Source organism: Actinoplanes sp. NPDC051346 (assembly GCF_040682215.1).
Classification (GTDB): domain Bacteria; phylum Actinomycetota; class Actinomycetes; order Mycobacteriales; family Micromonosporaceae; genus Actinoplanes.
In genome coordinates, this window is record NZ_JBFBAJ010000001.1 from 570826 (window position 1) to 583013 (window position 12188).

The following is a 12188-nucleotide window of genomic DNA, read 5'->3' on the forward strand; positions in this document are numbered from 1 at the left end:
CGGCCCCGCGCTCTGCGGCCCCGCGCTCTGCGGCCCCGCGCTCTGCGGCCCCGCGCTCTGCGGCCCCGCGCTCTGCGGCCCCGCGCTCTGCGGCCCCGCGCTCTGCGGCCCGCACCCGAGGGTCAGAACCGATCGCGAGATGGTCGGCAGATTGATCGAGGCCGATTTGAAATATTGTGTGCGTCGTCACCTTTCCGAGCGGCGAGCTGGCCCGTTATCGTTTCGGGGGAAAGACTCCCGCATTCTGGATTTGTTTTGACCAGGGCGCGTGGAGCAAGAAGGATCGGAGGCATGCTGTTGCGCGACGTACGACTGACGTCCCGCCTCGCCATCGATCTTCTCCGGTGTGCGAGCGCTCGGTGTTGCGCCCACGGGTTCTCTCGATGAGCTGACAGGGCGCGCGCCAGCGCGCCGCAGGCGATGAGGCCTGGGTGTAGGAGTCGGCCGTCCGAAGGCCGGTGGTTCTCGGTCCACTCCCGCGAGGTAGCGGAATGGGTCCGAAGTGGTCGGACGGCCTCAGTGATGAGGATGCTTCGAACGGATCCGCAGCTGCAGTGGCTCCGAGACTATGGCCGCGGATCTTATGCTCCGCAGACTCTTGAGGCCGCGAAGTTCTGTTGCCGTGGGGCTCTGAGGCCGTGAAGCCCCGGGGCCGTAGGGCTCTGAAGCCGCGAGACTCTGTGGTCACGCAGACTCTGAGGTGACGCAGACTCTGAGGCCGTGAGGCTCCGTGGCCGTGAGGCTCGGAGGCCTTGAGACTTCGAGGCCCTGGGGCTCCGTGGCCGTGAGGCTTCGAGGAGGCCGTGAGGCTTTGAGGTTCCGTGGCCGCGAGGTTCTCGTTGATCGTCCGCCGCTCCTTCTTTCGTATGAACTCACCAGCGCACCGATGCGCTTATAATCCTACCCAACACGTGGGAGAAGTATTATTCGACCGCCGTCGAGATCCGGCTGCGGTGGCATCTCCGGAGGTCCGCATGTCCGTTCTCGCCGTCGCCGACCTGTTCCCGCGCCGCGTCCCGACTGCTCGCCGTGGTCCCGGCGGCCGCCCCCGAAGCGCGCGCATGCGCCCGATCACCGGCGACCCCGTCTCGTCGGTGACCTTGACCATCACGCTCGGAGCGCCCGGTTCCGAGGACAGCGAGCGACTCCTGGCCGCGCTGCGAGACCTTGTCGAGGCCGCCGGTCCCAGCGCCGACATCGCCTTGGACACGCCGGTGGTTCCGCCGGTGGCAGCCCTCGAGCCCGAGCGGACCCGCACTGGTCTCCACCTGGACCTGCGACCGCGCACCGCCACGCTCGGCGACAAGGTGCTCGACCTGAGCCGACTGGAATACGAACTTCTGGTCTTCCTTGCCTGCAACCCCCGACAGGTCTTCGGCCGCAACCAGTTGCTCGGCCACGTCTGGGGACACACCCACACCACCGTGCGAACCGTGGACGTGCACGTGAGCCGGCTGCGCACCAAGCTGGGCGACCCGGACATCATCACCACGGTGTACGGCGTCGGCTACCGCCTCTCCGACGACGCGCCCATCACCATCAGCGAGTCCTGACCGCTGCCTGTCGCCCACGAAACGGCCCGTCCACATTGATGGACAGGATGCTGACGGTCCGTTCGCAAGCCGCCGTCGTTCGCAAGCGGCCAGCCTGCGGCTCATCCCGTCAGTGCCACCCGGCCGCTGCTTGACCCAGCGGCCGGCCCGCCTGCGTCTGGCTGGGCCGCGTCAGGCTCGCCTTTGTGCGGATGGGCTACGTCTGTGCGGAGGGGCTACGTCCGGCTTGGGTGGGCGTGGCTGGCTGGGCTAGGTTTGGCCGGGCTGCCTTTGGCTGGCTGAGCGTGGCGGGCTGGGCTGCGCGCGGTAGAGGTGTGCCCGGCTAGGCGGCGCCCGGCTCGGGCCGCCTCCCGCTCGGCTGTCTACGGCCTGCCTGCCTTGCCGGCGGGCGGCCAACGGTTCGATGGCGCGCCGCTTGGCTGCTCGACGGCACAGCGTGGCTGCTCGACGTGGCTGCTCGACGGCACAGCATGGCTGCTCGACGGCTCGGCCTGGCTGCTCGACGGCACCTGGTTGAGGGGTCCGGCTGCATGCTGTCCGGTCGTCCGTTGAGGTCCTGGTGTTGGTCGTCGGCGCAGTGATGAGAGTGCCGGTGCCCGCGATGAGGGCGAGGAGAAGCTCGACCCGCGACTTCGAGCGACCGCGCTGGCGGCGCGGGCGGGGGATGCGGATGTCGAGTATCGTGCGGGCGGCCCGCGATGTGGCGCGGCTGGCCGCATGATCGGCGCGGCGGGGTCCTGGCTTCCAAGGCCTCCATTGCCTATCGTGCTGATAGGAGATTGGGGGTGCCATGCGGCGCACGGTGGCGGTGGTCGGAGGCGGGTGTTCCGGCGTCCTGGTGATGCGGGAGTTGCTGCGATGCGGCGACGAGGACCAGGTCGTTCTCATCGAGCCCGACGAGCCCGGCGGCGGGGTCGCGTACGGGAACGCCCAGCCCTGGCACCTGCTCAACTCGCGCGCCGGGGCCATGAGCGCCTATCCGGACGACCCGGACCACTTCGTACGGTGGTCCGGCGCCGCACCCGGTGAATTCCGGCCGCGCCGTGAGTACGGCCGCTATCTGCGTGCGGTGTTCGACGAGGCCGTCGCGGCCAATCCCGGGCGGGTCGAGGTGCGGCGCGCCCGGGCGACTCGGATCGTGCCGGAGGATGGGGGTGGCGCGGTCGTGCTCGACGATGGGTCGATCGTGCGCGCCGATCACGTCGTTCTCGCCGTCGGTGGTCCCACCGTTGCCCGGCAGCCGTTCGAGCATCCCCACTACATCGACGACCCGTGGCGTCCCAGTGTGTTGGAAGCGCTTCCGACCGACCGGCCCGTGCTGCTCATCGGCACCGGTCTTACCGCGGTCGACGTGGCGCTCACTCTCACCGCCGACGACCGACGCAGCGCGCCAGTCGTGGCGATCAGCCGGCGGGGTCTGCTGCCGTTGACCCACACCGTCGACGCCGCGCCGCCCGAGGAGCCTGTCCTCGACGACTGTGCCACCCTGCGTGATGTGATCCGGGCCGTGCGGTCCGCCGCGGGCGAGGCGGGGGATTGGCGGCCGGTGGTCGATGGGATGCGGCCGTACCTGGATCAGCTCTGGACCGCGTTGACGCCGGAGGAGCAGGACGCCTTCCTGCGGCACCTGGCCCGGACCTGGGAGTGCCACCGGCACCGGATGGCGCCCGAGGTCGCCGCGCGGGTCGTGGCGTTGCGGGAGGCCGGACTGTTGGAGATCCGCCGGGGTGGAGTCGCCGCCTGGCCCGGTCTCGCCGACTATGCCGCGGTGGTCAACTGTGCCGGGCCGGGGCGCCTTCCCGGTGCCGCGGGTCCGCTCGTCGGTGGCCTGCTGGCGGAGGGGCTGGCCCGGCTGGGTCCGCACGATCTTGGGCTCGACATCGACCAGGCGGGCCGGCTTGTCGCCGCCGATGGTCGGGTCAACGAGCGGCTCTGGGTGATCGGCCCGCTGCGTCGCGGCGCGCAGTGGGAGACGACGGCCGTGCCGGAGATTCGGGCTCAAGCTCACCGGCTCGCTACCGACCTGCGCCCCCGGCCAGTGCTCGCGGGCGTCGGATAGGGCGAGAGCCGAACACCCGCCGGAAGCCGCACCGCGCGCCAGAGCCGCACGGCGGGCGGGCAGTGGCAGGGCAGGTGGGCAGTGGCACGGCCACCCGAAGTGGACGGCAGGCGGGGAGTCGCACGACCGGCTGAAGTGACGGTAGGCGGGAGCCGCACGGCCGACCAGATTTGCCCGGCGGGCGGAAAGTCGCATGACGGGCGGGGCCCGCGCGGGCGAGTGCGAACGGCTCGCCGAGCCGTTACGCGTCGCGGGTCACCCTGCGTCGGGGGGAGTCGCGCAGGAAGTCGCAGTCGCATGGCGGGCGACGAGCCGCCGTCGAGCGGTGCGAGGTGGTGCCGGGCGGTGCGAGGTGGTGCCGGGCGGTGCGAGGTGGTGCCGGGCGATGCGAGGCGGTAGCCGCAGTTGAGGACGCACGGCGGGAGTCGCATTACGGGCGAGCGGTCTCGGAATCGCATGGCGAAAGTCGCGCAGCGGCGTCGCAAAACGGGAGTGCCGGAATGTTAATCATGAACAACCGTGGCATCCCGGATGAGTGATAGCCCAGTGATATGCAAGTCACGAACCCCCAGCTCAGGGGTGATTTGAAGAACATCGTGGTGACACTCGGTACGACATTGTTGCCTTGAGTTGTCATTGATTGTTCTCAATACTACGGGTGGCACTCGGTACGCCGGGCTCCCGGCGTACCCCCCATCCCCCTGGGAGGACCCCGTGCGTATCCCCGGCTCCAAGCCTGGCCGACCGATCGCCGGCCTCGCCGTCGCCCTGCTGCTGGGCAGCGCCTTCGCGTCACCCGCGTACGCCGCCCCGGCTGGTCCCGCCGCAGACCCCACCTTCGCGACTTCCACCCTTGCCACGAGCCTGGACGCTCAGCTCGGCGACAAGGCTGCCGGATCCTATGTCGACTCGGCCGGCAAGGTCGTCGTCAACGTGACGGATGCGGCGACCGCGCAGTCAGTGACCGCCGCCGGCGCCATTCCCCGCTACGTCATTCGTAGTGGCGCCGCGCTCGCCGCCGCCGACGCCACCCTCAAGGTCGACCTCAAGACTCCCGGCACCTCATTCGCTCTTGACCCGGTGAGCAACCAGATTCTGGTGACCGCCGACAGCACCGTGACCGGCGCGAAGCTGGCAGCGGTCAAGGCCGTCGTCGCCAAGCTGGGCGACCGGGCCCGGGTCGAGTCCGTGCCCGGCACGCTGAGCCCGCTGATCTCCGGTGGCGACGCCATCTACACCGGCGGCTCGCGGTGTTCGCTGGGCTTCAACGTCCGCAGTGGCAGCACGTACTACTTCCTGACCGCCGGCCACTGCACGAACGCCGGTTCGACGTGGACGAACGGCTCGGTGACGCTCGGCACCCGGGCCGGCAGCAGCTTCCCGACCAACGACTACGGCATTGTGCGCTACACCAACACGAGCATTTCGAAGCCCGGGTACGTGGGCTCGCAGGACATCACCAACGCGGCTACCCCCGCCGTGAACACCACCGTCTACCGCCGTGGCAGCACGACGGGTACGCACTCCGGCCGGGTCACCGCCCTCAACGCGACGGTGAACTACGCCCAGGGCACCGTGTACGGCATGATCCGCACCACCGTGTGCGCCCAGCCGGGCGACTCGGGCGGCCCGCTCTACGCCGGCACCACCGCGATGGGCCTGACCTCCGGTGGTAGCGGCAACTGCTCCTCGGGCGGCACGACCTTCTTCCAGCCGGTGACGGAGCCCCTCGGCGTCTACGGCGTCTCGGTCTACTGAGCCGGTTCTCCATCCAGCAAAGAACACATAAGAGCCGTCCCCCACCAAGGAAAGGCCCCGGCCGCCCGCCGGGGTCTTTCCGCTGAGACCCGTCTGCCAGGCCCGCGAGGGAGACCGGCAGCGACACCGGAGGGGCGACGGGCAGGGAGACCGGCAGCGACACCGGAGGGGCGACGGGCAGGGAGACCGGCAGCGACACCGGAGGGCGACGGGAAAGGGGACCCGGGAGCGACACCGCAGGGGGACCGGGAAGGGAGACCGGGAGCGACGCCGGAGGGCGACCGCGAAGGAGGCAGGAACGGACGCCGGGCGCGGGAAGGGGATCGCGAAGCGGCGGAGAAAGGCGGTGGTGGCCAACCTGTTCCGGTTGGCCACCGTGGACATCGCCGTGCCAGGTGCGCAATGGTCACGCCGCCGGAGATCGCCTCCTGGCGGTCATGAACCGGTGCCGCCGGTCGCCGTGCCGCCGGTCCAGTTGGTGGCGCCGCTCGCGACGGTGCGGCCGGGGCCCAGGCTCAGGGTTCTGCCGTCGGAGAAGGTCACGGTCTGGGCCGCGCCGGTGATGTTGACCGCCACGTACGTCCGTGCGCCGTTCTTGGTGAACACCTTGGCCAGCGGATGGTTCGCGGTCACCCCGGTGTCGACCTGGCCGAGGGCGGCGAGGTTGCGGATCCAGTGGAAGGTGTGCGCCTTGCTCTCGCCCTCCTCGGACGTGTATGTGCTGTTCGCCCGGAACTTGGCCAGTGCCGCGTCCGGGTCGCCGAGAGCGAGGTACTGCCACAGCATGTCGCGCCAGACCGTCGGTTCGCCGCCGTTGTTGCGGACCAGTTCCGCGTACGTGTTGCGGACAGCCGCCGGGTAGTCGCCGAGGTAGAGCTGTCCGCCGGTCATCGGCAGCATGTTGATGCCGACGATCATCGCGTGGTCGGCGGAGAACCAGGTCGCGTACGCGCCGCCGGACCCCCACGCGATCGCCGAGTAGTTGTGTCCCCAGGTCGCGGGGAAGTTCTCGTTGCGGACGTCGAACCAGTACTCGTTGATCGCCGCGGACTGGGTGGTGTGCAGCCAGATGCCGGCGTCGCGGACGGCGGTCTTGCCGGTGGCCTGCCCCCACTGGATGAGGGCGTTGGCGAAGTTCTGGCCCTCCGACGAGGATTCCTGGTTGTTGCCGGCGCCGAACGCCCCGTGCCCGGAGGCCCAGTCGTGGCCGGCGTAGATGTCGAAGTCGCGCAGGTAGGGGAACCGCGTGTCGGCGCGGTCGTAGTTGTTGGCGTCCCGGATGAGCAGGTCGACCATGCCGCCGTAGCGGCTGTCCGTGGCCCAGCCGGGGTCGAACTTGGCGAGGGTCGCCGCCGCGGCCACGAAGTAGCCGTAGTGGAAGTGGTGGTCGTTGAGGTCCTCGTCGGAGAAGTACGACGCCGGGTAGCCGATCAGCGTTCCCCAGTTGCGGTCGTAGTAGAACAGCCGGGAGGTCTTGCCGGGTGAGGCGGTGAACCAGTCGGTGATCCGGGTGCGGATGACGGTCAGCGCCGAGTCGCGTACGGCGGTGAGACCGAGCTGGTCGGCGATTTCCGCGATCCGCGCGGCCCGGCCGAGTCCCTTGCCGGTCCAGTAGGTGTCGTCGCCGCGGAAGGCGGCCGGGTCGGCCAGTTCGTTGTTGAGGTACGTGGTGATCTGGGCCAGGTCGGCGCCGCTGGAGTCGCCCACGGCGGGGATCTCCGGCAGCACGCCGGTGTACTTCATGGACGTGCCGAACGACGTACCCGTGACGATCTTCATCGTGCCGCGGGGCGAGACGTACGTGCGCGAGAGAGGCGATCCGCTGGAGAGGTAGCGCCACTGGTGTGGGTAGAGGGCGATGACCGTCCCGGAACCGCTGCCCTCGCGGGCTGTCGTGGTGAACGAGTACGTCGTGCTCACCGTGCCGGCGCTCTGGTTGTAGGCGTACGAGACGCGGGTGTCGGTGACGTGCTGGTGCGCGTACCGGCCGAAGGTGTCGGCGAGAGCGATCTTGTCGGCGGTGCTGGTGCCGGAGTCCGTGGGCAGGACGGCGACGGAGAAGTAGCCCTTGCCGGCCAGGCTGGAGCGGATGGTGCTGCCGTTGACCGTCCAGGTCGCGCCGGTCGGGCCGTAGGCGACGTAGTCGTGGCCGCCGATCGAGAAGCCGACCCGGTCGCCGGCGTTCTGCCAGGTGGTGGGCGGTCCGGTGATGGTCAGCAGCGCGTCGCCGCCGGTGGCCTGGAAGAACGACATGGGCAGGCCGTGGCCGACGGTGGCCTTGAGGGTCCGCGTGCCGTCGTTCCAGCTCGGCGTGACCGTCCAGTCGCTCCAGTCGTCGACCAGCGCCTGCGACGCGTGAAGGCCGTCGACCCCGATGACGATGTGCTGCGCGTATGGATAGTGGTATTCACCCAGTCCGGTGCCGCTGCCGCTGATCGCGGCCTCGGTCTGGTACGACAGCCCCAGTCCGCTGGCGACCGGCCGGTAGGAGGCCGGCCCGGCGAACAGCGGCTGCGAGAAGTTGCACTCGTCGCCCTTCTTGAACAGCAGCGAGGACCACCAGTCGTTGGTGGGCACCGGTCCCGCGGGCGCGTTCGGGGTCACGTACTGCCGCGGGTTGGTGGACAGCGAGCCGCAGCCGGTGGGGAGCTTTCCGCCGGGCGGCAGGGTCTCGGTGTAGCTGCCGGCGCCGACGGGCGCGGCGTCGGCGCCGCTGGCGACGGTCACGGCGAGCACGCCGGCGGCGAGGGTGAGGGCGGCGGTGGTCAGGGCGGTGAGGCGGCGCCGGGGGGACGGCATGTCGGGTACCTCCGGGGGCTCGGGGGTCGCCGGGGGTGAGAGAGCGCTCTCACGATGCCGCCACGGTAACTGTCACCACTTTGTTTCGTCAATGTTTACGTATGTAAATAGGCGCTGGTCAGCGGGCGTCGGGCAGGTTCTCCTCGGCCACCCGCTCCTCGCCGCGGCGGCGCAGCAGCTTCAATCCCGGCAGGCCGACGATGGCCAGGTGCAGGTCGTTGGTGACCGCCAGCAGCGCGTGCAGATCCGGCCCCACCTGGTCGAGCTTGCCGAGCAGCGGCATGACGTCGTTGCTCAGGTGCTCCCGCAGCCGCGGCAGCTCGTCGATCATCTTGATCGCCGCGGTGACCTCTTCGGGCGTCAGTTCCTCGACGAAGCGGGCCGCGAGCGGGGCGGCCCGGCGCAGCGTCGGGGCGTACCCGTCAAGCAGTTCCTTCGCGGTCGTGGAGGTGCCCTCGGCCTGGCCGACCACGGCGGATGCCGCACTGGTGATCGCCGCGACCTCCTGGACCGCGAGCGCGGCCGCCGCGAGGATCGCCCTGGTCTCGCGGACGGCCTCGGCGGCGTCCACGACGGTGCCGCCGACGCCCGCGACCATCGTGTCGGCGTCCCCGGCGGTGCGGTCGACCCGCGCCACGAGGGCCTCCGCCTCCCCGGCGGTGCGATGCACCCGCGCCATCAGCGTCTCCGCCTCCCCGGCGGCGCCGTTGACCCGGGCCATGACCGTCTCGGCCGCCGCGGCCGTGCTGCCGGCCCGCCCCACCAGGGCGTCCGCGTCGGTGACCGTGCTGTCGACGCGGGTCATCAAGGCGCGGGCGCCGCCGACGGTGTCGTCGGCCTGGCCGGTCAGGGAGTCGACCCGGCCGAGCAGGGAGTCGACCCGGCCGGTCAGGGACTCGACCCGGCCGGTCAGGGACTCGACGGCGTCGACCGCGTGCTCGACCCGGTCGATCAGACCGTGCGCGCGCTCGGCGAGGACGGTGACCCTGCTCACGAGCAGCTCGGTCTGACCCAGCAGGCCGAGCAGCCGCACGGGCACGGTGGCGACGGTTGCGGCCGTTTCCACCACCTGACCGACGGCATATCGGGAGAAATCGACAAGGGCTGCGGGGGAGGGGAGCAGGGCCATGCCCACCATTGTGCCCGCACCGGTCGTGACCAACCGTGCCGGTGATCATGCGCAGCGTCAAAGGGGTTTGGGATCTCGCGGGAAGCACGGCACTATGCATGGGTGCGATCTACCCGGGCCTGGCTTCTCGCGTTCGCGATGGCGATCATCGTCGGGGGCGTTGCCCTGATCGGGTTCGGCGTGCGGGACGGCCGCGGCGGTGGCGGCCTTCTGCCCAGCGCGCTGACGGTCGGCGACGACACGCCGTCGCCCCGCCCGTCCGCGACCTCCCGTGGGCCGAGTCCCGAGGAGCTGGCGGCGGCGGAGCGCGCCCGGCGCGTCGATCGTCTCGACACCGCCCTGAAGAAGGTCGCTGCCTCCGCCCCGGAGTTCTCCGTCGCGGTTCTGGACAGGCGGACGGGCGAGCGCTACTCCTATCGCGGCTCGGCGAAGTACGACACCGCCAGCATCGTCAAGGTGCAGGTGTTGGCCTGCGTGCTGCTGCGCGCCCAGGACCAGGACCGCAACCCCACCTCGGGGGAGTTGGCACTGGCCGACCCGATGATCCGACGCAGCGACAACGACGCCACGTCCGCGCTCTTCGAGCGGCTCGGCGGCCGCGCCGGTCTCACGAAGTGCAACCAGCGCCTCGGTCTCACCCAGACGGTGGTCAGCCCGGCCTGGGGTCTGACCAGGACGACGGTCGACGATCAGGTCAAGCTGCTCGAGAAGCTGGTCGACGCCGACGGCCCGCTGGACAAGGGCTCCCGCAAGACCGCGTTCTCGCTGATGAGTACGGTCGACGACAGCCAGCAGTGGGGCGTTCCGGACGTCGCCGAGAAGGGCGAGACGGTGACGGTCAAGAACGGCTGGGACACCCGGACCGAGGACGGTGGCCTCTGGGTGATCAACTCGGTCGGCCGGGTCGTCTCGGACGACGAGCAGTCGGATGTCTCGATCGCTGTCCTGTCGCACAACAACCGTTCGATGAACGGCGGCATCGCGCTCGTCGAGAAGGTCGCCGGACTGACCCGGCAACACCTCAAGTACTGACGTCCTCGGCCTCGCTGGAGGCCGTGCGCCGCTTGGCGACCAGGTTGACCAGCTGGCCGATGACCAGCACCAGGACGATGGCCGCGACGACGCCCTGCCACGGTTCGGGGAAGATCGAGCCGCCCGCCACCCCGATGCCGGCGTACACGGCGGCCCACAGCGCGCACGCCGGTAGGTTGGCGATGACGAAGGTGCGCCAGCTCAACCCCAGGAAGGCAGCCGCCAGCAGCACCGGCACGCGGCCGCCGGGCAGCAGCCGGGAGACCAGCAGCACCGGGATCTGACTGCGCCGCAACCTCTCCTTCAGCGGCACCAGGCGCTCCTCGTCGCGCAGCCACCGCAGGCGGCGGGCGAGCTGCTCGCCGCCGGCCCGGCACATCGCGTACATGACGAGGTCGCCGACGTAGGCGCCGGCGGCGCCCGCGGCGATCACGAGGACGATCAGCAGGGGATGGTCGTGGAAGGCGAGGACCGCGGCACCGCTGACCGCCGCGCCGGTGGGGACGACCGGGACGATCGCGCCGAACGCCACGACCGCGAAGAGCCAGGCCAGGGCGCCCAGTTCGGAGATCACGCGGCCGGCTCGATCGTGAGGGTCTCGCTCTGTGCCAGGACCCGCACCCGGGCGTCCGGCGCGGCCATGGCGGCCCGGCGGGCGAACTCCGTGCCCGGGTCGCGGAACATGTGGGTACGGACGCGGCTCATGCCGACCGGCCAGAACGTGCCGTAGTGCACCGGCACCGCCCAGGTGGCCTTGACCCGGCGCAGGGCCTCCGCGCCGTCGGCCGCGTCGAGGTGGCCGTGCGCGCCCAGCGTGGGACCCCAGCCGCCGACCGGGATCAGGGCCAGGTCGAGCGGGCCGAGGGCGGACATGCCGTCGAACAGGCCGGTGTCGCCGGCGTACCAGGTGCGGTTGGCGCCCTCGACGACGAAGCCCATCGCGACCGAGCGCAGCCGCGACCAGGGACCGCGGCCGCCGTCGTGTGCCGCGGGCACGGCCCGGACCGTCACCGACCCGACCATCGTCTCCTCGCCGGGGACCAGCTCGACGCAGCGGTCGCCGTAGGCGCGGCCGAGGGACTTGGCCACGAACGCGGCCGAGCCCCGGGGGACGACCAGCAGCGGCTCGCCCGGCACCGCCTTGAGCGACGGCAGGTGGAAGTGGTCGGCGTGCAGATGCGACAGCAGCACCGCGTCCGGGGCGCCCGGCAGCACCGGCGTCGGTCCCGCCAGCCGGCGCAGGTGGATCAGCCGGTCGGTGAGCACCGGGTCGGTGAGCAGGCGGACGCCGGAATCGGCCAGCCACATGGTGCTGTGCCCCCACCAGGTGACGCTCGTCTCGGGCACGGATCAACCGTACGCCGGGAGGGCGCACAGTTTCCGCAGGGCGCGGCCGCAAGCCCGGGCGTAGAGGTGCTGGGCGAGCACGGCGGCCGGACCGCCGAGGCGCATCAGCGGGCGCGCGGGCAGGCTGAAGGCGGTCACGGAGAACCACACCTGGCCGTCGGCGTCCCGCTCGACGAGGAAGGCCTCCTCGCCGCGGGCCTGGTGGCCGGGCAGCGTCCCGTACCCGAATCCGGCGCGGTTTGGTTCCTCGGCCGTCCAGACCACCTCGCAGGGCGCGCGCAGCGGCCCGGCGCCGACGGTGAGCCGGACGCCCGGCGCGGCCCGGTCGGCGGCCGTCCGGATCTGGGCGCCGGTGCGGCGGTGCATGCGAAACGTCAGGATCGCCTCGGCCGCGCAGTCGAAGACATCGCGGCCGAGAGGGGTGCGGTAGCGCAGGTGCCGGTAGCCGACCGGCAGTGGTTCACGCAGGGTTGCGCCGACCTCGGCGTAGGTGAACATCGGTGACCTCTTT

General features: G+C 71.0%; 9 protein-coding genes. 4 read left to right on the forward strand and 5 right to left on the reverse strand.

Going from position 1 to position 12188, the window contains the following annotated elements; all coding sequences use genetic code 11:
• Window positions 1-974: 974 nt before the first annotated feature.
• From AB0M36_RS02580 to AB0M36_RS02590, 3 genes are all read left to right on the forward strand, one after another.
• Window positions 975-1553, forward strand: a complete 579-nt coding sequence (locus AB0M36_RS02580; RefSeq protein WP_364151209.1) for a winged helix-turn-helix domain-containing protein — start codon at window positions 975-977, stop codon at window positions 1551-1553.
• A 790-nt stretch (window positions 1554-2343) separates the two neighbouring features.
• Window positions 2344-3612, forward strand: coding sequence for an FAD/NAD(P)-binding protein (locus tag AB0M36_RS02585; protein WP_364151211.1), 1269 nt, complete (start codon window positions 2344-2346; stop codon window positions 3610-3612).
• A 714-nt stretch (window positions 3613-4326) separates the two neighbouring features.
• Complete coding sequence (locus tag AB0M36_RS02590; protein ID WP_364151214.1) at window positions 4327-5370, forward strand: S1 family peptidase; 1044 nt, start codon at window positions 4327-4329, stop codon at window positions 5368-5370.
• A gap of 435 nt (window positions 5371-5805) precedes the next feature.
• On the opposite strand, the gene AB0M36_RS02595 is transcribed toward AB0M36_RS02590, so the two are convergent.
• Complete coding sequence (locus AB0M36_RS02595) at window positions 5806-8169, reverse strand: glycosyl hydrolase (RefSeq protein ID WP_364151216.1); 2364 nt, start codon at window positions 8167-8169, stop codon at window positions 5806-5808.
• Between the two features lie 118 nt (window positions 8170-8287).
• Window positions 8288-9298 carry a hypothetical protein gene (locus tag AB0M36_RS02600; RefSeq protein WP_364151218.1) on the reverse strand — a complete coding sequence of 337 codons (1011 nt, stop codon included), beginning with the start codon at window positions 9296-9298 and terminating at the stop codon, window positions 8288-8290.
• 102 nt (window positions 9299-9400) lie between these two features.
• On the opposite strand from AB0M36_RS02600, the gene AB0M36_RS02605 reads away from it, so the two are divergent.
• The gene (locus AB0M36_RS02605; protein WP_364151221.1) at window positions 9401-10330 is read left to right on the forward strand and encodes a serine hydrolase; all 930 of its coding nucleotides are present in this window, start codon (window positions 9401-9403) and stop codon (window positions 10328-10330) included.
• On the opposite strand, the gene AB0M36_RS02610 is transcribed toward AB0M36_RS02605, so the two are convergent.
• From AB0M36_RS02610 to AB0M36_RS02620, 3 genes are read right to left on the reverse strand one after another with little or no spacing between them, the layout of a single operon-like run.
• Complete coding sequence (locus AB0M36_RS02610; RefSeq protein WP_364151223.1) at window positions 10320-10904, reverse strand: VTT domain-containing protein; 585 nt, start codon at window positions 10902-10904, stop codon at window positions 10320-10322. The two genes, AB0M36_RS02605 and AB0M36_RS02610, sit on opposite strands and share 11 nt — an antisense overlap.
• Window positions 10901-11677, reverse strand: a complete 777-nt coding sequence (locus tag AB0M36_RS02615; RefSeq protein WP_364151226.1) for an MBL fold metallo-hydrolase — start codon at window positions 11675-11677, stop codon at window positions 10901-10903. The genes AB0M36_RS02610 and AB0M36_RS02615 overlap by 4 nt, the downstream gene beginning before the upstream one ends.
• A 3-nt stretch (window positions 11678-11680) precedes the next feature.
• Window positions 11681-12175, reverse strand: coding sequence for a DUF1990 domain-containing protein (locus AB0M36_RS02620; RefSeq protein ID WP_364151228.1), 495 nt, complete (start codon window positions 12173-12175; stop codon window positions 11681-11683).
• Between the last annotated feature and the right edge of the window lie 13 nt (window positions 12176-12188).